Source organism: Spirulina sp. LEGE 11439, from assembly GCF_059821285.1.
This window is the reverse complement of the sequence record NZ_JCAMRX010000010.1, coordinates 52,987-75,976: the sequence shown is the minus strand read 5'-3', so window position 1 is coordinate 75,976 and position 22,990 is coordinate 52,987. Positions and strand designations below refer to the sequence as shown.

General features: G+C 43.3%; 21 protein-coding genes. 14 read left to right on the top strand and 7 right to left on the bottom strand.

Annotated elements, in window-relative coordinates; all coding sequences use genetic code 11:
* Window position 1 precedes the first annotated feature (1 nt).
* Window positions 2-820 carry a Uma2 family endonuclease gene (locus AC6RV6_RS09640; RefSeq protein ID WP_500240628.1) on the top strand — a complete coding sequence of 273 codons (819 nt, stop codon included), beginning with the start codon at window positions 2-4 and terminating at the stop codon, window positions 818-820.
* A 24-nt stretch (window positions 821-844) separates the two neighbouring features.
* Here AC6RV6_RS09640 and AC6RV6_RS09635 read toward each other — a convergent pair whose 3' ends face one another.
* Window positions 845-1,894, bottom strand: a complete 1,050-nt coding sequence (locus AC6RV6_RS09635; RefSeq protein ID WP_500240627.1) for an anthranilate phosphoribosyltransferase family protein — start codon at window positions 1,892-1,894, stop codon at window positions 845-847.
* 213 nt (window positions 1,895-2,107) lie between these two features.
* Here AC6RV6_RS09635 and AC6RV6_RS09630 point away from each other — a divergent pair, with 213 nt between their 5' ends.
* A complete protein-coding gene (locus tag AC6RV6_RS09630) occupies window positions 2,108-4,129 on the top strand; it encodes an alpha-amylase family protein (protein WP_500240626.1) in 2,022 nt (673 codons plus the stop codon).
* 113 nt (window positions 4,130-4,242) lie between these two features.
* Here AC6RV6_RS09630 and AC6RV6_RS09625 read toward each other — a convergent pair whose 3' ends face one another.
* The gene (locus AC6RV6_RS09625) at window positions 4,243-5,025 is read right to left on the bottom strand and encodes a LemA family protein (RefSeq protein ID WP_500240625.1); all 783 of its coding nucleotides are present in this window, start codon (window positions 5,023-5,025) and stop codon (window positions 4,243-4,245) included.
* A 116-nt stretch (window positions 5,026-5,141) separates the two neighbouring features.
* On the opposite strand from AC6RV6_RS09625, the gene AC6RV6_RS09620 reads away from it, so the two are divergent.
* The 6 genes from AC6RV6_RS09620 to dxs all read left to right on the top strand — a co-directional run bounded on the left by AC6RV6_RS09620 (window position 5,142) and on the right by dxs (window position 11,607).
* Entirely contained in the window at window positions 5,142-6,884 is a 1,743-nt protein-coding gene (locus tag AC6RV6_RS09620) for a TPM domain-containing protein (RefSeq protein WP_500240624.1), read from the top strand.
* A 30-nt stretch (window positions 6,885-6,914) separates the two neighbouring features.
* Window positions 6,915-7,601 carry a uracil-DNA glycosylase gene (locus AC6RV6_RS09615; protein ID WP_500240623.1) on the top strand — a complete coding sequence of 229 codons (687 nt, stop codon included), beginning with the start codon at window positions 6,915-6,917 and terminating at the stop codon, window positions 7,599-7,601.
* Between the two features lie 27 nt (window positions 7,602-7,628).
* A complete protein-coding gene (locus AC6RV6_RS09610) occupies window positions 7,629-8,057 on the top strand; it encodes a VOC family protein (protein WP_500240622.1) in 429 nt (142 codons plus the stop codon).
* Window positions 8,058-8,101: 44 nt separating this feature from the next.
* Window positions 8,102-9,424, top strand: coding sequence for a pentapeptide repeat-containing protein (locus tag AC6RV6_RS09605; protein WP_500240621.1), 1,323 nt, complete (start codon window positions 8,102-8,104; stop codon window positions 9,422-9,424).
* Complete coding sequence (locus AC6RV6_RS09600; protein ID WP_500240620.1) at window positions 9,421-9,609, top strand: element excision factor XisI family protein; 189 nt, start codon at window positions 9,421-9,423, stop codon at window positions 9,607-9,609. The genes AC6RV6_RS09605 and AC6RV6_RS09600 overlap by 4 nt, the downstream gene beginning before the upstream one ends.
* 90 nt (window positions 9,610-9,699) lie before the next feature.
* The gene (dxs, locus tag AC6RV6_RS09595; RefSeq protein ID WP_500240619.1) at window positions 9,700-11,607 is read left to right on the top strand and encodes a 1-deoxy-D-xylulose-5-phosphate synthase; all 1,908 of its coding nucleotides are present in this window, start codon (window positions 9,700-9,702) and stop codon (window positions 11,605-11,607) included.
* A 60-nt stretch (window positions 11,608-11,667) separates the two neighbouring features.
* Here dxs and pdxR read toward each other — a convergent pair whose 3' ends face one another.
* Window positions 11,668-13,122 carry a MocR-like pyridoxine biosynthesis transcription factor PdxR gene (pdxR, locus tag AC6RV6_RS09590; RefSeq protein ID WP_500240618.1) on the bottom strand — a complete coding sequence of 485 codons (1,455 nt, stop codon included), beginning with the start codon at window positions 13,120-13,122 and terminating at the stop codon, window positions 11,668-11,670.
* A 102-nt stretch (window positions 13,123-13,224) separates the two neighbouring features.
* On the opposite strand from pdxR, the gene AC6RV6_RS09585 reads away from it, so the two are divergent.
* Together AC6RV6_RS09585 and AC6RV6_RS09580 are read left to right on the top strand one after the other, a co-directional pair.
* Window positions 13,225-13,719, top strand: a complete 495-nt coding sequence (locus AC6RV6_RS09585; protein WP_500240617.1) for a GNAT family N-acetyltransferase — start codon at window positions 13,225-13,227, stop codon at window positions 13,717-13,719.
* 10 nt (window positions 13,720-13,729) lie between these two features.
* Window positions 13,730-14,410, top strand: coding sequence for a pyridoxamine 5'-phosphate oxidase family protein (locus AC6RV6_RS09580; RefSeq protein WP_500240616.1), 681 nt, complete (start codon window positions 13,730-13,732; stop codon window positions 14,408-14,410).
* Between the two features lie 60 nt (window positions 14,411-14,470).
* On the opposite strand, the gene AC6RV6_RS09575 is transcribed toward AC6RV6_RS09580, so the two are convergent.
* Window positions 14,471-14,623 carry a hypothetical protein gene (locus tag AC6RV6_RS09575; RefSeq protein WP_500240615.1) on the bottom strand — a complete coding sequence of 51 codons (153 nt, stop codon included), beginning with the start codon at window positions 14,621-14,623 and terminating at the stop codon, window positions 14,471-14,473.
* Between the two features lie 386 nt (window positions 14,624-15,009).
* On the opposite strand from AC6RV6_RS09575, the gene AC6RV6_RS09570 reads away from it, so the two are divergent.
* Complete coding sequence (locus AC6RV6_RS09570; protein ID WP_500240614.1) at window positions 15,010-16,011, top strand: hypothetical protein; 1,002 nt, start codon at window positions 15,010-15,012, stop codon at window positions 16,009-16,011.
* A gap of 85 nt (window positions 16,012-16,096) precedes the next feature.
* On the opposite strand, the gene AC6RV6_RS09565 is transcribed toward AC6RV6_RS09570, so the two are convergent.
* Both AC6RV6_RS09565 and AC6RV6_RS09560 read right to left on the bottom strand, forming a co-directional pair.
* Entirely contained in the window at window positions 16,097-17,149 is a 1,053-nt protein-coding gene (locus AC6RV6_RS09565) for a T6SS phospholipase effector Tle1-like catalytic domain-containing protein (protein ID WP_500240613.1), read from the bottom strand.
* 50 nt (window positions 17,150-17,199) lie between these two features.
* Window positions 17,200-17,826, bottom strand: coding sequence for a hypothetical protein (locus AC6RV6_RS09560; protein ID WP_500240612.1), 627 nt, complete (start codon window positions 17,824-17,826; stop codon window positions 17,200-17,202).
* Window positions 17,827-17,920: 94 nt separating this feature from the next.
* On the opposite strand from AC6RV6_RS09560, the gene AC6RV6_RS09555 reads away from it, so the two are divergent.
* The 3 genes from AC6RV6_RS09555 (at window position 17,921) to AC6RV6_RS09545 (ending at window position 21,869) form a co-directional block, all read left to right on the top strand.
* Window positions 17,921-18,352: a GPW/gp25 family protein gene (locus tag AC6RV6_RS09555; protein ID WP_500240611.1), complete on the top strand. Its 432-nt coding sequence runs from the start codon at window positions 17,921-17,923 to the stop codon at window positions 18,350-18,352.
* An 80-nt stretch (window positions 18,353-18,432) separates the two neighbouring features.
* A complete protein-coding gene (locus AC6RV6_RS09550) occupies window positions 18,433-20,793 on the top strand; it encodes a putative baseplate assembly protein (RefSeq protein ID WP_500240610.1) in 2,361 nt (786 codons plus the stop codon).
* Window positions 20,794-20,825: 32 nt separating this feature from the next.
* On the top strand, window positions 20,826-21,869 hold the full coding sequence (locus AC6RV6_RS09545; RefSeq protein WP_500240609.1) for a phage tail protein: 1,044 nt from the start codon (window positions 20,826-20,828) through the stop codon (window positions 21,867-21,869).
* A 593-nt stretch (window positions 21,870-22,462) separates the two neighbouring features.
* Here the strand turns inward: AC6RV6_RS09545 and AC6RV6_RS09540 are convergent.
* Entirely contained in the window at window positions 22,463-22,945 is a 483-nt protein-coding gene (locus tag AC6RV6_RS09540; RefSeq protein WP_500240608.1) for a hypothetical protein, read from the bottom strand.
* Window positions 22,946-22,990: the final 45 nt, after the last annotated feature.

Below are 22,990 nucleotides of genomic sequence, written 5' to 3'. Positions count from 1 at the left end.
AATGACCTCAACCTTTAAGCGTCCCATCCAAACCAATCCCCCCCTATCACCCCGGCAAACCCTGCCAACAATGTATGATTTACCCAGCGAAGATCCGGAGGACTCTGGTTTGCCCGATGAATTTCATATTTGGCAGCCGCAAATGCTGCTTTTAACCTTTAAACCTCCCAATTGGGATGCCAATCGCATTTTTTCAGCGACAGACCTGTATGTTTATTACGATTCTTCTCATCTACGCTGGTATAAGCGCCCGGATTGGTTTGGAGTCGTTAATGTTCCCAGACTCTACGAAGAACGAGACTTGCGCCTGAGTTACGTTTGTTGGCAAGAAGAAGCTAATCCCTTTGTTGCGGTTGAACTCCTTTCTCCCGGTACAGAAAATGAGGACTTGGGGCGTACAACGAGGCAACCGGGAGAACCGCCGACAAAATGGCAGGTATACGAACAAATTTTACGCATTCCCTATTATTTCATTTTTAGTCGTTATACCAGCGAGTTACAAGCATTTCACTTAGTTGGCGGTCATTACGAACCCGCATCCCTCACTGACGGACGCTTAGCGATTCCAGAATTAGAATTGAGTTTTGGCTTGTGGCAAGGCTTTTATCAAGGTCTCGATCGCCTTTGGCTGCGTTGGATGACTTGGGAGGGAGAACTAATTCTCTTGCCCGAAGAAATAGCCGCACTTGCAGAAGAACGAGCAACTTCCGCAGAAGAACGAGTAACTTCCGCAGAAGAACGAGCAACTTCCGCAGAACGACGTGCCGAACAATTGGCAGCGAAATTGCGGGAATTAGGAATCGATCCGACGGATTTGTAATGACGATCGTTCGAGGCTAAATGTTTATTGCTTCGCGATCGCCTTTTGAATCTCCCCTAATTTCCGGGCAACTGCTCCCGACACTAACAAAGATTCTGCCGTACCCAGTCCCGTAGCTAAATCGTCGCAAACTCCACAGCGCCAGAGATAAAACCCGCCATTCCACAGGGCGGTTTTCCCGAGATCGGAGGTTTTCCCTTGTAAAATCTCCTGCATTTGTGCAAAGAGTTGCGTTTTCGATTCTAACGGCACTTCTTTACCCCCGAGATTGTAATCTTTAGAATTGAGCTTTAAACGTTGAATTTCCGGATTTTCCGCTCGGTAAACAGAAATAATCGCTGTGCGATCGCGAGGCAGATCGCAACTTCCTTCCAAACCTTTAATTAAGGTATAGTCTTTAACCCGCCGCAAAGCTAATGCTCCTTGCATAAACTGTTCTGTGGGAGGATGAACGAATCCAGCCGCAAGATGAAAATCTCCTTCATAGGGCGGCCAGATCAGTTCTACCGTTGCCAAAGGAGGGCGCTTGCCAAGTTGATCGCGATAGGTAACTAATTCGTGAGCGAGAGGGAAATGTTGAGGAAGATAAATAAACCCAATCCCCGTTTTTTCCAAAAGAGTCTGTACGCGATCGCTCGGAAGTTGGGTAAAATCAACCCCTAACCCCTGCCAAATTTCCACAAGCGGAATGCCGTATTTGGTTGGCATGACAGTGCCTCCATGTTGGATGACGGGAACTTCGGCTGTTGCCAAAATGAGAGCAGTGAGAACCGTAACAGGAGCAAGACGCGATCGCCCATCGTAAGGCGTTCCCATAATCGTCACCCTCGGAGCATTCGGCCAAGATTTTAACCGCATTCCCAATTGGTCGTAAGTGTCAAGCATTCCCGCTAACTCTTCGCTGGTGGGGCGCTTGATGCGATGAGCAATTAAAAATGCACCAATTTGAGCGGGGGTTGCCTCCTGATGCAAAATCTCCCACATGGCGCAGGCTGCCTCTTCTCGGGTTAAATTTTTACCGGTATGGGGTCCACTACCAATTTTTTTCAGCAGTTCTCGAAAAGCATTACTCATAGAAATAGGGAACGAGGAATTTTTGCTTATTTTCTCTTTTTTTAGAAGAATGATTCTGAGAAAGCAAGAAAAAATTTAAGGATAACTCAAACCCGGTCAAGGAAACGGGTAAAATCGTAAAACTCAGAAAATAGGCAATGGGCAATAGGGAAATATATCTTTTCTTCTTTTACCGATTACCGATTACCGATTGATTACCCATTCCCCATCATTATGATTCCTAACCTTTTAATCCGTAGAACAACTCACTTTGTACTGTGGCGACCGGGAAAGATCGTACCCCCTCCCCAACTTTGGATCGGTCGGTTTAAAGAAGGAGCCAGCGATCGCTACGCTGATTTTCGCGAAATTCCCCTCACTCCTAACCTCGCGTTTCGAGAATTGTGGGAAGTTGCGGCCAAAGATTGCCATCTGATTGAAGGAGAGGTTTATTTTTATTGGTACAAAATTTACAATACTAATCCCTATCCTTTCACAGGAGAAAATGAGATTCTCTATTGTACCGATCCCTTCGCCACGACCATCGATCGCCGAGAAGAGAGGCTAGCTCCCCAACCCCCCGATGCAGGTGGAGTCGTCAGTCAAGATCCAGCCAGTGTCATTCTCTACAAAAATGGCAGCTTAATTCCCTGCGATCCCGACGGTCAAACTCCAGTCCAAATGATGCCACATCCCAGCGACAAACTCGCTCCTAACAATAGCCTTGTCATTTACGAACTGCCCACTCGCTGGACGAAAAAAGCCGAGGAAACAATGGAAATGGGAACGGGAACGTTTCGTGATGCAGTGGCCCTATTGGATATTGAGGCAACACCACCAGATTTTCCTAATATAGAGGCTTTAAAATCGGGAATTGCCCATTTACAAAAATTGGGCGTGAATGCCCTAGAATTGCTTCCTCCCGCCGATAGCGAAGATATTTGGGAATGGGGTTATGGCACCGCGAATTTTTTAGCGGCTGATTTCCATTTAGGATTTCCCGACGGTCAAAAGAATCCGACTCCTTTAACAGACTTAGCTCAATTAGTGGATCTGTGTCATCAAAATGGTTTGCGCTTCTTTATTGATATTGTCATGGCCTTCGCTCGAGGTAATCCCTATGGCAATATTAATTTTCTCGACTTCTTTATTAAATGGAATAGTGGCGACCCGGAACAAGACGATCGCGACGGTTTTGGCGGCGATCTGCTCAAATATAATTACTGGGTCGAAGGCTATCATCCCGTGACAGGCAATCACGGTCGCTTCGTCCCCAGTCGGGAGTACATGAAAATTTATATTGCCCACTGGTTGGAACAGTATCGCGTGGATGGCTTGCGGTTGGATAGCATCAATAATATTAATAATTATGACTTCTTGCAGGAATTTAAAGATTTTGCGCGGCAGTATTGGCGCGATCGCGGTGGAGAGAGCGATCGCTTTCTCGTGGTCGGAGAAGATTTGAGCGTTCCCATTCCCATCGTCCATCAAAAACGGTTGGATGGATTGTGGAATGAAAAATTCAAGCATATTCTGCGACGGGTCATTTTAGGAGAAAATGGCCGCGGCGATTCGAGTTTTGAATGGAGTATTCGCAAGCTCATTGACTGTCGCTATTTAGGTTTTAGTCATGGCACGCAAGTTATTAACTATATTACCTCTCACGATGTTGGTGGAAAGGGCAACGAACGACTTTTCGATTACCTCGTCAATTGTGGCATTTACGATACGGAAAAACGTATTGAACTTGCCTTTGTTTGTTTGCTAACAGCAGTGGGAATTCCCTTGATTTTAGCCGGGGAAGAATTTGCCGACAAACACGATCTTAATATTGAAGACGAACACGAAAACCACAAACAAATCGATCCGGTTAATTACGATCGCCTGCAAGAAGATTGGCGACAGCGAATTTTTACTTACGTTTCTCGTTTGGTCAAATTTCGTACAACTTCTAATGCTCTCGCTTCCGACGATGCCGATTTTATTCACGTCGATTATGCAGAAGGAAAAAAAGTGGTTGTGTGGCAGCGAGGGCGGGGTGACGATATGGTGTTAGTCTTGGCGAACTTTTCCGATTATGGAACCCCCGATCCCTTTGCTAAAGATAGCGAATATGTCGTTCCTAATTGGCCGTCCACCCCATCGGGGAAATATTGGCAAGAAATTACTCGCGATCGCGTGGTTTTGCCTCAATGGGTCGGGCGAGAACCGATTTTTCCTTGGGAAGCAAAGGTTTACACTTTAGTTGATGGATAAATTAAATTTATACCCAGTTAAATATCAATTTGCATGATGTTTAATTGGGTATGAATTTACAAATATTGAATGATATAACGTCAAGAACAAGAATGAATTGTCATCTACAAAACTCATTCATTGATTAAGCGATCGACATCCGGATTTTCTGGATTTTCACTTTTAAAAAAGGGTTGGATTTCAACACCAACTATTCCAGCAATAATCGAATTGGGGAATGCCTGCACTTTGCGATTAAATGCTTCAACAGATTGATTATAACGTCGGCGTTCGGTAGCGATGCGGTTTTCCGTTCCTGCGATTTCGTATTGTAGGGTTCTAAATGCTTCTGAGGATTGCAATTCAGCATTGCCTAACGCATATTCATTAAATTTTGCGATCGCGCGATCGATTTGCGCGATCGCGATCGTTTTTTCTTCCGGATTATTGGCGTTTAAATAAGCCGCGCGAGATTGATTTAATTGTTCGATAATCCCTTGCTCTTGTCGTGCGCTGGCTCTAGCGACACTAACTAAATTAGGAATAAGATCGGCTCTTCGTTGCAACTGATTTTCCACTTGCGCCCATTTTCCTTCTACTCCTCGGGCAGCACCCGAAAGAGAGTTATAGGTCAATATGCCCCATAGTAAAATTATACTTCCAAACCCGACAAGACCGGTAAAAATAATGGTACATTGTGTTTTTTGCTGTTGTTGTTGCAGTTTTTCTTGCTGGTGTTTCGCTTTGACTTCTGCGAGAGCTTGTTCGATTAAGACTGGAGGAAGTTGAACATCTTGCCCTAATTCTTTTAAACTTTCAAGAGAGTAATTTTGTTGAGTTTTGGCATATAAACGAGAAGCCACGGCAATCACTTCTTCCGCCATTTCTTCGGGAATTTCATTATTTTTCTGATTCATGGGATTGATTGTATTCTCGATTACAATACGGCGATCGTTATTAATTTTTCTTACGAGAGATGGACTCTCTCGTATTATTCGTTAGAATAGCGCACAATATCTCGTGCCTAAACCTCATGCTATATCTTAACCTCCTTTTTCAAGGAAAGGGGTTTAAAATCCATCCTTTACGCTGGTTGGGATTAAGTTTATTAACCTTAGCTTTAACCGTTTCGACTGTATTTCTCGTTCCTAGTTATGCTGTCAATGTGCAAGATATTCCCAATCCCCGCGTAGTTAATGGTGGATGGGTCAGCGACAGAGCCAATTTATTAAGCGATACGACAGCCAATCAGTTAAATGAATGGCTCGTCCAATTAGAGGCAAAAAATGGTACGGAAATGATGGTGGTGACGGTTCCAGAAACTCAACCCGCAGCCTCTCCAAAAGAGTTTACTACCGAGTTATTCAATACTTGGAAAATTGGCAAAGCAGAAGCAGATAATGGGGTATTATTTTTAATTTCAGTTGGCGATCGCCGGGTGGAAATAGAAACGGGATACGGAATGGAAGGCATATTACCCGATGGGAAAGTCGGTCAAATCATTGACGAACAAATTATTCCTCAATTTAAGCAAGGAAACTTTGAGGGTGGTATTGTTGCCGGGACGAGACAATTAGTTAATATTGCTTCTGAAGGGACATTACCTATTATATCAGAAAACATTCCTATTCCTGCCCCAATCAATCCTACTCCTACACCAATCAGTCCTACTCCTACACCAATCAATCCTACTCCTACACCAATCAGTCCTACTCCTACACCAATCACTTCTGCTCCCTCAAAAGATACAATATCTATTATCGATCGGCTCGTTCCTTTTCAATCTTGTTTCTTAACTTCTGTACTTGGAATAGGATTGGCAGGGTTTAATATCTGGCAGTTAAAGAGACTTTTAAAAAATAAAGTATTTATTCCTTCAACAGATTACAAGCGTTTTGGAAAAATAGATGAGAGCGATCGCATTCCTCATAACATTTTACGTTTGGGGATATTTTGTAGTTTATTTGCTGCATTTCTCTTGATTTTAGGAGCGATCGCCGCTTTAGCTCCCTCCACATTTGTCACGATCGCTTCGGGTTTGCTTTGGGTTACAGTGCTCATCTTTGTCTGCACGCAATGGTCTTGTAATGCTCTGAGTATCACGCTGGCTATAATAATTGCATTTATCGTCTGGTTTGGTTGGATTGTCGTTCAAGATTCTCTGATTATAACTGATTGGTCTGTTTTCCAAGCGAGTGCGATCGCTGCTGTTTTGGCAACTTTTCCTGTGGCACTATGGACTTGGCGAGGAATTATATTACCGGAAACAGATAGCGAAGAAGAGCGCAAAATTCGTCCTTTTTATTGTGCAACTTGTCTGGAGAAAATGACAAGAGTTTCGAACTCAGAACTCTTGCCACTACTGACCAAAATCGAACGGGCAACCCGCGAATTAATTGAGATTAAATATGAAGGATGGAGATGTCAAACTTGCCATCCCGAATTAAATCGCGAGAATATTAACCTGCGAGTTTATTTATCTCGAATTCCCAACGGAGTTGAAACCTGTCCGACTTGCAAAGATTATACTGTCAAACGCACTTCTAAAGTTTTAAGAGAAGCGACATATTCCCATAGCGGCGAACGTTTAGTTGAAAAAACTTGTCATAGTTGCGACTATCACAAGCAATGGACGGAAACTATTCCTCAAAAAACAGAATCGAGTAGTTCTTCTAGTAGTGATGGTGGTTATAGTGGTGGTGGTTCTAGCGGTGGTGGTGGCTCTAGTGGTGGTGGCGGTTCTAGCGGTGGTGGCGGTGCTGGAGGAAGCTGGTAGTATACTGATATCAAAAAAGGAGAAAAGCCTATGAAATTGCAAGAGAGAATGCCCGCAGGTTGGGCGGAAATTCTAGCAGAAGAGTTTGAGAAATCTTATTTTGAGGAGTTAGAAACGTTTGTTTTGCAGGAATATAAAACAAAAACGATTTATCCTCCTCTCGAACAAATTTTTGCGGCTTTTGAATATACTAATTTTGAAGATGTTAAAGTTTTGCTTTTAGGTCAGGATCCCTATCATGGAGAAGGTCAAGCACACGGATTATGTTTTTCTGTACGGGAAGGGATAAAAACTCCTCCTTCTTTGCGGAATGTTTTTAAAGAATTAAATACCGATCTCGGTTGCGATATTCCGAAAGAAGGCTGCTTGACAGATTGGGCAAAACAAGGAATTTTATTACTGAATGCCGTTTTGACCGTGCGGAAAAAAGAAGCGACATCTCATGCTAACCGAGGCTGGGAAACTTTTACTGATGCTGTCATTGGTAAATTAAGCGATCGCTCCGATCCTGTTGTTTTCTTATTATGGGGAGGATATGCTCGCAAAAAAGCAAAGTTAATTGACCAACAACGTCATATGATTATTGAGTCAGCACATCCTTCTCCTTTATCGGCAAAAAAATTCTTCGGGACTCACCCATTTTCTCGGGTGAATGAAGCCTTAGAACAATTTGGCTATTCTCCAATTGATTGGCAGCTTTTAGGGAAAGACCAATAACTAATAAACGAATACCCAATAACCAAAATGAATAATTTACTTTTTCACCTTGCAATTCCCATTAATGACGTTACTCTGGCCAAATCTTTCTATATTGAAGGATTAGGCTGTGAAGTTGGTCGAGAATCTGCTGGGGCTATTATTTTGAACTTCTATGGGCATCAAGTTGTCCTGCACTCAACAAAAGAGCCTCTGACTCAACAAAATGGGATTTATCCCCGACATTTCGGCTTGATTTTTCTAGAAGAAAAAGACTGGGAGAGTTTAGTTGCCAAAGCAAAAGACAATCACTTGAATTTTTATCAAGAACCGAGAACTCGTTTTGTAGGTCAATTAACCGAACATCGTACCGTCTTTTTAGAAGATCCATTTCACAATTTATTAGAATTCAAATTCTATCGTTATTATGAGGCGATTTTTGGTGGGCGTGAAGTGGCAGCAGTGGGCGATCGTTAAATTCAATCTATCCCAAAATAACGATCGGGAAGCGATCGCTCTTTATGGAATTGATGGCTATATCAATCCCTATCTCTGTAATATCTACTATATCGCTAAACCGAGATGTGATAATAATGAATCAGCAATTAGAGAATCTTTCTCCTAGTGAAAAACGCCATTGGTTATTACAACAATTAAAGCAGAATGAACAAGGTCATTTTCATAATATTAGAGCGATCGAAGGACAGAATTTACATGATATTGACTTAAGCAATATTGATTTTGAATCCTTAAAAATTGGTTCTTGCTTATCCTTTCGTAACTGTCAACTTCAACAAGCCAATTTTGCTGGTTGTACTCTCAAAGATGTTTCTTTTGAAAGGGCTAATCTCAAAGCAGCAAATTTTAGTCAATCTAATCTGATTCGATGTCAGTTTTCAGGGAATTTGCGTCATATAATTTTTACTAAAAGCAGCTTAATTGATGTTACAATAGAATATTGCGATCTGAGTCATTCTGATTGGAAAAAAACTCAAATTAATGGAAGTTTTGCAGGTTCTAATTTAGAGTGTGCTAATTTCACCGAAGCCATTTTTTTCGGCGTTAATTTTAGTCATGTAAATTTGACAAATTCTTGTTTTTGTAATGCAATATTCAAAAGTCCAGAAGTCGATCGCCAACATAAACTTTACCAATACTCTTTTACACAGTCGAGTCTCAACTATTCTGATTTTAGAAAAGTAACATTTCGAGTTCCAGTTAGTTTTGCCACAGCCAAACTCAACAATACTAACTTTTCTGAAGTTGATTTTACTCAAAACTATTTATCTTTTTATGCTACCGATTTAACAGATGCTTTGATGCCGTTAGGCTGGTTTGAGCAAATTTCTAAAGATAAAATCAATTTGGCAAATTTACCGGATGGTACACTTTATCAAAAAAATAATGCTCAGACAATATCTCCATTCAAGAAACTCCCTCTCTTTCTACAAAAATTGTTCAATTGGGTGTTATGGTTGGTTTTATTATCCGCTTGTCTGGTAATACTGGCCGGAATTTTAAGGTTAGTCTATCAAGGTAGAATGATAAGTTTTTGGGTTGCACCCATTGTTTTGCTAGTTTTCGCTATATTCGGCTATACAAAAGCTCAAGCTAAAGCCAAAACAGCAACGAATTCTTGGGATTATAGCTTTCTTTTGTTTGGATTTCCCCTCATTGTCTTTTTGCTGGAACTTCCCTTTATTTTGCTAGGGATAGTTTTAGAAAATATCCCTTTACTCGCAGTTATTTTTTATGGTCTCTTGTTAGGAATACCGATGATTATCATATTTGCCCAACGTGGATATCGATCGCTCTTGTTTTGCTGGACAGGAATCATTTCATGATTAAAGATGAAGAAATTTGGATGCAATGGGATTTTACCGAACCCGGTATTGCCAGAGCATTAATTGCTCTTAGTGTTCCTCAAAATAAGATTGTTTCCGCTTATCGATCGCCCTTTGTCCGTCAATTAATCAATTCTACCGTTGCCAAGGCCAGTCAGGAAGGGTACTGGGAAACTCGGCTTTAAGGATTGTAGCAAAAGGGACAGCCTTCTCGACAAATCGACTATCCTGTGGATTAGGCAAAAAATCTACAAAAAATTAAACAAATACGTTGTATGCACCTAAGCGAACTCACTCATCCCAATCAGTTGCACGGCCTGTCCCTCCGGCAACTGGAGAATGTTGCTACGCAAATTCGAGAGAAGCATCTGCAAACCATCGCCGCAACTGGAGGACACCTCGGCCCCGGACTGGGGGTGGTGGAATTAACCATCGCCCTCTACCAAACCCTCGACCTCGATCGCGATAAAGTTATTTGGGATGTCGGCCATCAGGCCTATCCCCACAAAATGCTCACGGGACGCTACAACCATTTTCACACCCTGCGGCAAAAGAACGGCATTGCCGGCTATCTCAAACGCTGCGAGAACAAATTTGACTGTTTTGGTGCCGGACACGCTTCTACCAGCATTTCGGCAGGGTTGGGGATGGCTTTGGCACGGGATCTCAAAGGGGAAGATTTTAAGGTCGTTGCGGTGATCGGCGATGGGGCCTTGACGGGAGGCATGGCCCTCGAAGCCATCAACCACGCGGGACATATGCCCAATACTAATATTATGGTCGTCCTCAACGACAACGAAATGTCAATTTCCCCTAATGTGGGGGCAATTTCCCGCTATCTCAATAAAGTGCGTCTCTCAGATCCCGTACAGTTTCTTAGTGACACCCTCGAAGAACAATTTAAACACCTTCCTTTTGTGGGAGAAAAACTTTCCCCGGATATGGAACGCCTTAAAGACGGCATGAAACGCTTAGCCGTCTCGAAAGTAGGGGCTGTTATTGAAGAATTGGGCTTTAAGTATTTTGGACCCATTGACGGTCACAACTTAGAAGAATTGATTGCGACCTTTAAACAAGGGCATCATATGCAGGGACCCGTCCTCGTTCACGTCGCTACGGTGAAAGGAAAAGGTTATGCGATCGCAGAACAAGATCAGGTGGGCTATCACGCGCAAAAACCCTTCGATCTGACCACCGGTAAGGCGCATCCGTCCAACAAGCCCACGCCTCCGGGTTACTCGAAAGTTTTTACTCATACCCTGACCAAATTAGCAGAACGCAACCCGAAAATTGTCGGTATTACTGCCGCAATGGCCACGGGAACGGGGTTAGACAAGTTCCAACAAAAACTCCCCAAACAATATATCGATGTCGGTATTGCCGAACAACACGCAGTGACATTGGCGGCGGGTTTGGCTTGTGAGGGAATGCGCCCGGTAGCGGCAATCTATTCCACATTCTTACAACGGGGTTACGATCAGATCGTTCACGATGTCTGCATTCAAAATCTCCCGGTATTCTTCTGTTTGGATCGGGCGGGAATTGTCGGGGCGGATGGTCCGACGCACCAAGGGATGTACGATATCTCTTATCTGCGCTGCTTGCCCAATATGACGATTATGGCACCGAAAGACGAGGCCGAATTACAGCGAATGGTGGTCACGGGGATCGAACATACAAGCGGTCCCATTGCCATGCGCTATCCTCGGGGTAGCGGGGTTGGCGTACCGTTGATGGAGGATGGCTGGGAGGCAATTCCGATTGGTAAAGGGGAGATTCTCCGCAGTGGAGATGACCTGTTACTGTTGGGTTACGGCACAATGGTACAGACATCGATGCAAGTAGCGGAAATTTTGAGCGAACACAGTATCTCTGCAACAGTGATAAACGCCCGTTTTGTCAAGCCTTTGGATACGGAGTTAATTTTACCTTTAGCGCAGCGCATCGGTAAGGTTGTGACATTGGAAGAAGGCTGTTTGATGGGGGGTTTCGGTTCTGCGGTGGCGGAATCTCTGTTAGATAATGATATTCTCGTGCCATTGAAGCGGTTCGGAGTGCCGGATATTTTGGTGGATCACGCTTCTCCCAATGAGTCTAAGGCAGATTTGGGGCTGACGGGTTCGCAGATTGCCGAGAAGGTTCTGCAAATGTTCTTTAGCAAACAGCCTTCTGTGGTGGGTTAGTTATGATAGAGGGTGGGCGATCGCTCACCCTTTTTTGAATGGCATATCATTTTTTGCGTTTTATCTTTTTAAAACTATTGCCAGCTTCTCAATTCCTGCCCAAATTTGTTCCTCTGTCAGTTCTCCATAACCGAAAATAAACTCGCCTTGATGGGGTAAATATAAATAATGAACTCGAGCAGACATTAAGCCTATACCTGCATTTTCTGCTCTCGAAATAACTTCCTCGTCACTCAAGGAAAAATGTAGCTTAGCCAGCAAATGAATTCCTGCCTTTTCTCCAAAAATTGTCACCCGATCGCCAAAATACTTCCCCAATGCTTGGACTAAAGTTTGGCGCAAGCGATCGTAATGCGATCGCATTTTTCTAATATGGCTTTCTAAATATCCTTCCTCGATAAAATCTGTTAAAACATACTGATCTAACGTCGATAATTGACGATCGCACAACCATTTTGCTCGCGCAAATACCTCTACTAGATGTTTGGGTAAAACTAAATAGCCGATTCTCAAAGAAGGAAATAATACTTTAGAAAATGTGCCGATATAAAGTACCGAATTTCCCAAACTCAAGCCTTGTAAAGCAGGGATGGGACGCTCTCCATAACGAAACTCGCTATCATAATCATCCTCAATAATCAATCCTGCTGTTTGTTGCGCCCACTGTAATAGCGCCAAGCGTCGAGATAGCGATAAAATAGCGCCTGTGGGGAATTGGTGAGAGGGAGTCACATACACTAATTTTGCCCGGAGATCGCGGAGTTTTTCCACAACTAACCCCGACATATCTACAGGAATGGGGACGATATCAGCATCATAACTGGCAAAGATACGTCGAGCGCTAAGATAGCCCGGATCCTCCATCGCGATCGCATCTCCTCGGGCAAAAGTTACCCGCAAAATCAAATCTAAAGCCTGTTGCGTCCCATTCGTGAGTAAAATCTGTTCTACATCGCATTTTACTGCCCGCGATCGCGCTAAATAACGAGCGATCGCCTCTCGTAAAGGTGCATATCCTTGAAAATCCTGCGTATAATCTAACCATTCCCTCCCCTCGCAACAATGACGAGAAAGTAGTTTTCGCCACAGTTTCACGGGGAAGCGATCGAGGTTGGGGGTACCATAGCGAAAACTAATTGCGACAGAGGGTTCCGGTTGTAACATTAACTCGGTTTTTGCCAATCTTTCCCCATATTCCGAGAGAGAAAGCGGCGATCGCGAAGAAGAGGAAGGAGAATGAATTGCTTTTGCTTGCAGAAATTCCTCGGGCAAGCGATCGCAGACATAGGTTCCCGATCCGGTAATGGTTTCCAAATAACCTTCACTGAGGAGGCGATCGTAACTCTGCGTGACTGTATTGCGAGAAATGCCGAGAGATTTTGCTAGCGATCGCGTGGAAGGGAGACGCTGTTTAGGTGCTAAAACCCCTTCTAAAATCGCGCTTTGTAGGGCTTCGTAGAGTTGTTGGTGCAGAGAAATCTGAGAGTGAAAATCAAGCGTGAGAGCAAGTTCCATCTTGTTAGTAAAATTGGCTCTAGAGAAAAGTTTAAAATTGGCTCTTGTCGAAGTCCAATTCTCTTCATAAGCTAAACAATAACACCTTGAGAAAACGAGACAATGCTTGGAAATTCAGCAATTCAGGTGCGAGAAGCAACCATTCGCGATGATTCTCTCATTGCCGAATTTTTTCGGGAAATGTGGCTGGATCTGGAAATTCCAGAAAATGCGATCGCGTCTGATTATCTTGCCCTCGTCCAACAGTATATCGAATCCGCTCGCCGAGATCTCGACTATCGAGCCTTTATTGCTGAAGAAGAGAGTAAAGCGATCGGCTGTGTTAGCTGTCAGCGTTTTGCAGGATTATACCCCAACATTCTCCTCGAACATTACCAATATGGCTACATCTGGGGAGTTTACGTCATTCCGTCCCATCGCAAGCGAGGTATTGCCACTCAGCTTACTCAATGTGCGGTTGAATATCTCCAATCTCTAAATTGCACCCATGCTGTTTTAAATGCGTCTCCAATGGGGCAATCGGTTTACGAAGGCATCGGTTTTACGAAGAGTAATTCAATGCGTCTTATTTTGTCAAAAAGCAACAATCAACCCTAAATTATTAGTTATGAATCATCAACAACTAACAACCAATAACATTCCCATAACTTCAAGAACAAAAGTTCGTCGCGTCCCCAAAAGAGGAAACTACGATCGCGATATCATTTACCAAATTTTAGATGAAGGTTTGATTTGTCATGTCGGTTTTATGGCTAATTATCAGCCTTTTGTGATTCCCACTGCTTACGGAAGAGTAGGCGATCGCTTATACATTCACGGCTCTCCTGCCAGTCGTCTGATCAAAACCCTCCAAGAAGGTGTAGAAGTCTGCGTGACGGTGACTTTATTGGATGGGTTGGTGTTAGCGCGATCGGCATATCATCACTCTATGAATTATCGCTCTGTCGTTGCTTTTGGCACGGCAACAGTCGTTGATAATGAAACCGAAAAATTAGCCGCACTGCGAGCCTTTACCGACCATATTATCCGCGATCGCTGGGAGGAAGTTCGCCCTCCCAACCCGAAAGAATTAGCAGGAACTTTGGTATTAGCATTACCTTTAGATGAAGCCTCGGCAAAAATGCGATCGGGTCCCCCCATTGACGATGAAGCAGATTATAACTTACCGGTTTGGGCAGGGGAATTACCGTTATCTTTGCAAACAGATTCTCCTATTGCCGATCCTCGTTTACCTGAAAATATTGCTATCCCTTCTCCTGTTACAAACTACCGCCGAGGGAGTGATTAAAATCGCAAATAAAAGGTACAGACAGTGTACCTTTTATTTTAAACTTTGTCTGAATAATAATCATTCATCAAGATTTGTCAATACTTTATTCAATCGTGATTCTATTTTAGCTTCTTCTCGTCCTTCAGCGATCGCTTTAAAAATTTGAATCCAATATTTTTTTTTAATTCCTAGCCAAACTATATTTCTGATTTCATTTAAGTAGGAATCCATTAAATTTCCTTGACCGCTAAGACAATATGAAGATTTCCTGTTGTCACAGAAGTTTGCGTTCAATACACGCGCAAAGTTACCTTAAAAACAGGAGATAATCTTGCTACAAACCGTTTAAGTGAAGAAAAATATTTTACTCTATCTTTATTTTAAAAAGAGAGATCGCCTTTTTTCTTAATTATCAATAAATGAGTAATGCGCTCGCTTTCCCAAAAATTTGATAGACTATAAAATTACAGTGATTTTTATTTCCACAGAGTTATTTTACAAAAATTTTCAACTCATTCGATGACTTTTAGCGAATTCCGGAATAAAATAAAAAGGTCGTTATATTAAATCAATAAATGAAATATAGACAAAATCGCATCTATTTTTGGGGATTCATAATGCTTATCGCCATTATCGCCAGCTATTTTACTAAAAATAACCGAGGAAAGACTCCCAGTGTTGCTCGCCAAGAGATAGTAGAAGACCTCGCGCAGATTTATGAAACCCAACCAGACTTTGAGACCTGCCAAGAAGGAATTATTGCAAAGTCTGAGAAACAAAAAGTTTTAGAACGAGTTAATTTTATTCGCAGTTTACACGAATTACCTCCAGTACGGTATTCGAGAAATGATAGTAATGCAGCTAAAGCGGCATTAATTAGTGCCGTTAATGATGAGCTAGATCCTAGCCGCGTCGCGATCGATGTTCCTAAATGCTGGTCGGATGAAGGAGAAGATGGGTTAATTGGCAGTATTGGTTTTTTTGTTTTTGCCACTAAACCTCGTTTGACTTCTGCTTGGGTGAAATCGGAATATTTCGTGGATGCGATCGTCCAAGATCCGCGCAGAGGAGGTTTAGGGAGACGCGAATTATTACTGAGTCCTGCTCTAAGTTCGATTAGTTTTGGTCGTGCCGATGGTTCTCCAGAGTATTCCGATACAAGTATATCGACTTATGATGAAGGAGAAGAAGTGAAGACTTCAGTTAAACAAGTTAGCTCGGCAATCTTTCAAGTGTTTTCTGACGGAGAAACAAATCAAAGTAAGACGTTAGATTTTATTGCTTATCCTTATCAGAATTATCCCGCCGAACTTTTTAAAAAAGATGGATATGCGAAAGGATATCCTTCTATGTCATTTTCTGCGATCGCCGATCCTGAGAATGCCAACGATGAGCAAAAAGTAGACTTTTCTAATGCAACTATTGAAATTATAGACGAAGGCAAACAAATAATTTCAGTGCATTCAATGAAAACGGAACAATCCAATATTAGTGCTGGAGAAGTTTTAGCATGGAAAGTGGATAAATTGAAACGCAATCGACTCTACGACGTTAAAATTCAGAACGTTAAGGTCGGCGATCGCGAGAGAAATTATGTCTATTGGTTTAAATTAAAATAATAGCGATCGCTTTTTTTTACCCAACCATTATTAATCAAAAAACAAAAGCGATCGCACTGAATAAAATCCCCAAAATTATTAAAACCTACTCAAACCGTGCTTGAAAAGGTTTAAGATTATCGGGACGGTAATCCGATCGCCCTTGCCAGCGTTTTTTCACGCTCTCGTGAAAGATAGGATTGGGATCGATTTTGGCAATATTACGAGATTTCATGCCCGTTAATTGCCAAATAAATTTTCTGATTCCGGTGGCATCTCGAGCCGTTGAAAAATTCACAAGGGGATCGATCGCACGACTATCTTCCATCTGAGTCAGATCGAATTCAAGCCCTAATTTAAAGTCATTTTGAATAATATCGATCGCCCACAATAAAGCCCCATTGGATAACCCGCGATAAGCTCGAGCGCCGCCACCCAAACAGCTATGATCCCCCGGAAACCAAGCCTGTCGCAATTGTTGTTCCGTATTTTCCGGTTGTTGCTGCATGAATGTCGGTTGAAAAACTTGGCGATTTTCATCGATTGCCATAGCATGTAGAGCATACTCGATAATAGAACTTAAAGTTGTATCGTGAAAGCCGTATTTTTTGTTAATATTGCGATCGAGAGACCAAAAAGGAACGATATCAGGAATCCCCACAGAACCTACCGTATCCCAACATCCTAATAAAGTGATTTTAGCCGGTTCGGAATAACTATATTTTTCTTGAAATTCTCGCCCTTTTCTGCTTCTCGTGGCGTTATCTAACTCGCGATAAATATCGTAGGCTTCCGAAACTCTGCGAATATGCGATCGCGCCATCAAACCGCAGCAAGATATTAACCCGCCTAAACTCCTCACTGTATAAGCACCGCGACTAAACCCAAACAAATAAATTTCATCCCCCGGATCGTAATTGAAACAGAGAAAGCGATAGGCATCCTGAACATTTTTACTAAGTCCAACTGCAAAAGATCCCCCTAAAAAGGCATCGATTTTATTGTTCGTTCCCAGTCCTTCATCGTAATATATCAGTTGAGGCGTTCCTTGGGTATCAGAAGTTTTAATCCCTTGAGCGATTTTAACAACATTTGTCGGGTAAGGACTCTTTAATGTTTGCCAAGTACCATCACAGCAAATAACTAAGCGCTTTTGCATTTTATCTCTTCCTCTGAAAACAAGTATTTTTTATCCAACTTAACATATAACTAACTTTGCTGGTGTTGTAATACTGCGGCGATCGTTGTTAATTTCTCCTCAATTTCATTAAATCGATCGTCTAATAATTTCCACTCGATTTCTTTTGTTTCCAATTGTTTTTCTAAAGATTGAAGACTGGACTCCAAACCCATCAATTGCTTTAACGAGGTTAACTTCAATTCATTGTCACAAGAACTATTAAAGATATCATTTTGTAAGGTTTGCAAGCGCAATAATAAAACGGCTGGTTTTGCTTTGATTCGCCTCTGTTGCTCCGATCGCGCGATCGCTGCCACTAACTCCTGAAAATCTCGTTTCCACGTCCAAATCAACGCTTGCAAATCCTTCACCGCATAGGAAGATTTTCCTTGACAAGCAGCGATCAGGCGATCGAGTTGCCCTTGTACTTTTTTTAACTCTAAAGAGCGATCGCATAACTTCGCTTTCTCGCTTAATCCTTGTTGCTGCATCAACGCGCGGAATTTCGTGCCGCGATCGCCCATCTCTGCAATCTTTTGTGTTAGGACAAAAATAGCTTGAATGGAGCGCTCCTCTAAATTTTTGCCCTGTAATTCCGCAAGCGTGCGAGAAAATACTTCAAAAGACTCGAGCAAAGGCTCTAAACAATCATTCATTTAGGACTCAAAAAAGACTATAATCGCTATTGTAGCTAAACTGCGATCGCTCTCACCCCTTCTCCATATTGTTCATTGAAATTATCCCTCGATTATGGAACTCGACTATATCGGCTCTGGATTTGGCGATCCCTTAAATGTGAGTCCTCAAGGCGGATTGCAACTCTCTTCTAGCGAGCGCAATCTCGAAGAATCGATTTATATTATTTTGCGGACAAACATAGGAGAGCGAGTCTATCGTCCCGATTTTGGCTCTCGTCTAGCAGAACTGGTTTTTGAACCCCTCAATATTGAGACGCTACTCAAAATTCGGCTCTATGTCGAAGAAGCGATCGAGCGCTGGGAACCCCGCATTATCCTCAAAACCGTTAGCGCAGACCCCGATCCCAGCCGAGGCATGATAGAAATTAAGATCGTTTATCAAGCTAAAAATAGCCTCGAACCCCGTAGTTTAGTTTATCCTTTTTATTTGCAGGGCGATCGCGATCCCGAAGTCCTAGAAGGAGAACTCTTAGATTACCGATAAGATACAACGAAGGCCGCACGGTGTTCTAGAATGAAAATCGATAAGTTCCCAACTGTGAATTGAGATAAGGACGCGTTACCTTGAACAGTAACTTTGATGAGGAACAATTAAAGAATCTCCTCAAAACACTCCCCAAACCCGACCTAGACGATCGCAAATTTGAAGATCTCGTTGCGGAGTGCATTCTACGAATTCCTCGTTATTGTCCGGAATGGACGAACCATAACCCCGGAGATCCCGGTATTACCCTGATCGAACTTTTTGCTTGGCTGACGGATCAAGTTCTGCTCCGATTCAATCAAGTTCCTCTAAGAAACTATATCACTTTTCTGGAACTTCTAGGTATCTCTCTCGATCCACCTCAAGCCGCAACAGTCGAACTAACATTTTATCTCTCAAAAGCACAAAATCGCCGCATTTTTGTCGATGAGCGCACAGAAGTCGCCACGATTCGCACGGAAACGAACCCCGCGATCGTCTTTACCACAGATGAAGAACTGGCGATCGCTCCCCCATCTTGCCAATATCTTTTGCTTGCAGATAATAGTACGGTGCAACCTTCTGTCGCTAACCCAGAGAACCCCCTCGCTGCTTTATATATTGGCGATCGCATCCCCAATGCCGAACAATGGGCAAATTTACCCGCAGAAGTCGAGCTATTTCCCAACGTTATTTTTGGCAACTGCTTCTATCTAGTTCTCGGGGAAGAACTGGCAGAAGGTGACAAAAAGAGAGATAACCCTCTTAAAGGTCACGTTCTTGCTCTCACTTTTAAAGGACAAGCCGCCACAGGAACCGGAATCGATCCCAAACACCCCCCGCTTCGTTGGGAAGCTTGGAATGGCGATCGCTGGCAAGATAATATTCTCCGAAATATTCAAGACGATCGCACTCAAGGATTTAGCTTTAACAATGCCGAAGACTCGGGTATTAATCCGGCAACAGAAGGGGCCGATGTTATTCTGCATTTACCCCAACAATGGCCGAAAACCAGCTTGGGAACCCCCTACTCCGGACATTGGTTGCGCTGTGTCTATCAAACCAATGAGGAAGATTATCAAACCAATCAATATAATGCGTCCCCGCGAATTTGCGGAGTGAAAGTCCGCACGATCGGAGCAGCCGTCACCGCAAGTGAATGCGTGCGAGTCGAGAATGAATTGTTAGGAGTCAGCGACGGCAAACCCGGACAGCGCTTTCAGTTACAAGGACAGCCCGTCCTCCAATGCGATCGCGACAAAGGAGAATATATTCAAATCCGTTTACCCAACGGAGATAAAGAAGACTGGGAAGAAGTATCGGACTTTGGCGATTCTAGCTATCGCAGCCCCCACTATCTCATGAATTTACAAGCAGGGGAAGTCCAGTTTGGCCCCTTAATTCGCGAACCCGGACGCATTAAACGACAGACGCAAGAACGCATTTATCGCCAACCGGGGGGGAGAATGGCACTGCGCGGGCGAGGGGAAGCGATCGATGTAACAACCCCGGCTTTACCTCCGGGGGAATATGAAAACACCGCTCTCGAATGGCAGTACGGACAAATTCCCCCCCGAGGATCGGAAATTTATATGCAGGCCTATCGGACGGGGGGAGGAAAGCGAGGCAATGTTCAACCGCAAAAACTGACGGTGATTAAATCCGCAATTCCTTATATTAAAAATGTCACCAACTATGAGGAAGCACGAGGAGGAGAAGACGCGCAATCGTTAGAAGAAGCGATCGTGGGCATTCCCAAGCTCCTGCGAACCCGCGAATCTGCGGTAACTCCAGAAGATTTTGAACGGATCGCCAAGGATTCTCGCGGCGGGGTTGCAAGGGCGCATTGCGTTTGCGATCGCCATGAAGGAGGCACAGTTCTCTTGTTAATTGTTCCCAATCCCGATCCCCTGCTTCCTGTCGATCGCCTCGATTTTTCTCGCGGGATGAGTCCCGATCGCTTCGCCCTCAATGAAAAACACAAACAAGAAATCCTCGCCTACATGAGCGATCGCAAACCCCTCGGCATTCAAGTCCGCCTCGAAACCCCCAAATATGTTGGAGTCAAGATCAAAGCGGAAATCGTCCTAGAAGCTGCGATCGTGCAAGAATTGGCCAATTTAGACCCCTCGGCTCGAGAACAACGGCAAACGCAACTGAAAGCGCAACTGTGCCAACATCTTTATCGTTTTCTCAATCCTCTTGTGGGCGGTTGGCAAGGGAAAGGCTGGCCCCAAGGCTCTCCAGTCTACGCATCGGATATTATTACTTGGTGTCAAAAAATTTCCGGCGTGCGGGTGGGCAAGCTGGAACTTTTCAGCATTCATCTCTACGATACATGGACGGTAAAACCAGCCACAGATGCGAAAATCGACCTCGATCGCTGGAGTATTTTCTGTTCTTGGAGCGAGATGGATCGGGAGAGCGATCGCTTCGGCCACGAAATTCAATTGATTGATTAATCTTTATTTTTGTACGTCCCCAAAAACGTAGAATGTCCCCATCTCAACCCACCCCAAGCGTTAAATTGAGCATTACTTCCCTGAAACCTACCGAAGCGGTAGATTTAGCTGGAGGAGAGCTTTCCGGTTTGGGGCGACGGGATATCACCCCAGAAAATTTCGCACAAAATGAGAATCTTCTCCTCTATCCCGGGGAACCGAGCAGAGTCCTCATTCAACTCGAAAATAATTGGCAATCTCCCCTCACTCTAGAGTTTAAAATTGATGGTGAATTGCCAGAAAATTTAACCATTAGCGATCGCTCGCTACAAGATTGGCGTTTTCCCGATAGTTTAGACAATATTCAACCCGGAACCCACATTAAGCACAGTCTTGCTTTTTTTATTTCCAGTGATTTTTTTGAGCATCAACTCGCCATCGATCGCCTTCGCGATCGCTTGCAATTGAACTATCAAATCTATTTTCGCCTTTACGCCAAAAAAGAGAGAGAAACCCTCAAACAATTAGTCGCAGAGCAAGTACTTTCCGTCTTTATCCGCCCTTCTAGTTCCTATTTGAATTTTCTCCCTACCTTTTATGGCGAGCGAGATTTTATGGGGCGTTTCCTCAGTATTTTTGAAGAAGCCTTCGATCCCATCGTCCAAACTACAGAAACCCTTTGGGCTTATCTCGATCCCCTCACCGCACCCAAATCTCTCCTCCCTTTTCTCGCCCGTTGGGTGGAATGGCCCCTCGATCCCCGTTGGAATGAAAAACAACAACGCCGCCTGCTTCGCAATGCCATGAAAATCTATCGTTGGCGAGGGACTCGTCAAGGGTTGCGCTGGCTTCTGGAAATCTACACGGGTTTAGAAGAAACGGATATTATCATTGAAGAGGGGTCGAGCCAGAATTTTGTCCTGGGTGGAGTTTGGTTGGGTCCGGAGAATGAACTTGGCGGTGGCAAATCTTATCATATTAAAGTGGTGTTGCATCCGAGAGAAGGCGATCGCTTGAATGAAGACTTAATTCGCGAAATTATCGAACGAGAAAAGCCTGCTTTCTGCACTTACGAACTACACCTAAAACCCCACTAGCATTGGCCGTTCACTGATAACTGATAACTGATAACTGTTCACTGCTCACTGTAATTGCGGCGGCAAAGTTTGTTAAACTTACCGCTAACAGAGATTACTGTATCGCAGGACACCTGCTCTGAAAACAATTGGGGGGCGCGGTTGCGGAGCGTCGCTTTCACTGTTTTGCGGGTTTGGCTCAAATTTTTCGCTCGAGCGAGAAAAGGTGTGGTTAGTGTCAGAAAAATAGAAATTGCAATCACGAAGAGTTTCGGGTTCATCGATCCTAGTCTCCAGAGGAGAGCGAAGTTAAATGATAGATAGTATCGTTGTAGATGTAGATGGTTGTAGATGTTCCCTAATTCATTCTCTCTAATAAAAGAATGCGAGGTCAAGTCAGGAAGGGATTTTGAGAGAAAAAAATAAACCGAATGCTCATTTTCGATCCTGAAATCCAATGACGCAAATCAATTCAGCTTTGTTTCCCTCCCTAGGGACTACAGAGGACCCGCGATCGATTCCAGATATCTTGCCCATTTCAAATTCTTTTCTGTTGTGCCAGACCAAGAAATCAATTAAATCAATGACGTTCATTAATATCATCGATTGAGTATTTATTCTCGTTCTCGATTTCGTTCAGTAGACAACTCTTGTAATATCTGAATAATATCTTTTTGCATTTGCGCGAAATCTTTTTGTAAAGACATCACCTCTTTCGCAATCGTTTCAATTTGTCGACAGGTTTCTTGCTGATAGCGATCGCTTTTCTGTAAAATCGTATTGATAATATTGCGAAAGTCTTTGAGAATCGTTTGTTTCTCGTACATAATTTGGGTCATGGACATTTGCCCCGATTGCAATTTATCCAATGTGCCAATTAAATTTGAGATGGCCATAGTATTCGCTTGAATGAGTTCCAGTTCGGCTTTTTGGTCGTCTTGAAACTTATTAGCCAGTGCCGCGATCGCTCTACCGTTAGATTCTTGTAATTGTTCGTTAACTTTGCGAGTTTGTTCTAATTTGTCAGTTAAGGCAGTTAAAATCCACTGGGTTGAATCAGCGATCGCCGGATTTTTGTCTTCCTCTAAATGGCTCATGAAGCTAGGGAAATAGTATATTCCTTTAGTGTATCATCATGCCTA

Bases quoted from the DNA above. Each gene is read 5' to 3' on its own strand.
- AC6RV6_RS09640 (WP_500240628.1), top strand. From the start codon at position 2: ATGACCTCAACCTTTAAGCGTCCCATCCAAACCAATCCCCCCCTATCA.
- AC6RV6_RS09635 (WP_500240627.1), bottom strand. From the start codon at position 1,894: ATGAGTAATGCTTTTCGAGAACTGCTGAAAAAAATTGGTAGTGGACCC.
- AC6RV6_RS09630 (WP_500240626.1), top strand. From the start codon at position 2,108: ATGATTCCTAACCTTTTAATCCGTAGAACAACTCACTTTGTACTGTGG.
- AC6RV6_RS09625 (WP_500240625.1), bottom strand. From the start codon at position 5,025: ATGAATCAGAAAAATAATGAAATTCCCGAAGAAATGGCGGAAGAAGTG.
- AC6RV6_RS09620 (WP_500240624.1), top strand. From the start codon at position 5,142: ATGCTATATCTTAACCTCCTTTTTCAAGGAAAGGGGTTTAAAATCCAT.
- AC6RV6_RS09615 (WP_500240623.1), top strand. From the start codon at position 6,915: ATGAAATTGCAAGAGAGAATGCCCGCAGGTTGGGCGGAAATTCTAGCA.
- AC6RV6_RS09610 (WP_500240622.1), top strand. From the start codon at position 7,629: ATGAATAATTTACTTTTTCACCTTGCAATTCCCATTAATGACGTTACT.
- AC6RV6_RS09605 (WP_500240621.1), top strand. From the start codon at position 8,102: ATGGAATTGATGGCTATATCAATCCCTATCTCTGTAATATCTACTATA.
- AC6RV6_RS09600 (WP_500240620.1), top strand. From the start codon at position 9,421: ATGATTAAAGATGAAGAAATTTGGATGCAATGGGATTTTACCGAACCC.
- dxs (WP_500240619.1), top strand. From the start codon at position 9,700: ATGCACCTAAGCGAACTCACTCATCCCAATCAGTTGCACGGCCTGTCC.
- pdxR (WP_500240618.1), bottom strand. From the start codon at position 13,122: ATGGAACTTGCTCTCACGCTTGATTTTCACTCTCAGATTTCTCTGCAC.
- AC6RV6_RS09585 (WP_500240617.1), top strand. From the start codon at position 13,225: ATGCTTGGAAATTCAGCAATTCAGGTGCGAGAAGCAACCATTCGCGAT.
- AC6RV6_RS09580 (WP_500240616.1), top strand. From the start codon at position 13,730: ATGAATCATCAACAACTAACAACCAATAACATTCCCATAACTTCAAGA.
- AC6RV6_RS09575 (WP_500240615.1), bottom strand. From the start codon at position 14,623: ATGGATTCCTACTTAAATGAAATCAGAAATATAGTTTGGCTAGGAATT.
- AC6RV6_RS09570 (WP_500240614.1), top strand. From the start codon at position 15,010: ATGCTTATCGCCATTATCGCCAGCTATTTTACTAAAAATAACCGAGGA.
- AC6RV6_RS09565 (WP_500240613.1), bottom strand. From the start codon at position 17,149: ATGCAAAAGCGCTTAGTTATTTGCTGTGATGGTACTTGGCAAACATTA.
- AC6RV6_RS09560 (WP_500240612.1), bottom strand. From the start codon at position 17,826: ATGAATGATTGTTTAGAGCCTTTGCTCGAGTCTTTTGAAGTATTTTCT.
- AC6RV6_RS09555 (WP_500240611.1), top strand. From the start codon at position 17,921: ATGGAACTCGACTATATCGGCTCTGGATTTGGCGATCCCTTAAATGTG.
- AC6RV6_RS09545 (WP_500240609.1), top strand. From the start codon at position 20,826: ATGTCCCCATCTCAACCCACCCCAAGCGTTAAATTGAGCATTACTTCC.
- AC6RV6_RS09540 (WP_500240608.1), bottom strand. From the start codon at position 22,945: ATGAGCCATTTAGAGGAAGACAAAAATCCGGCGATCGCTGATTCAACC.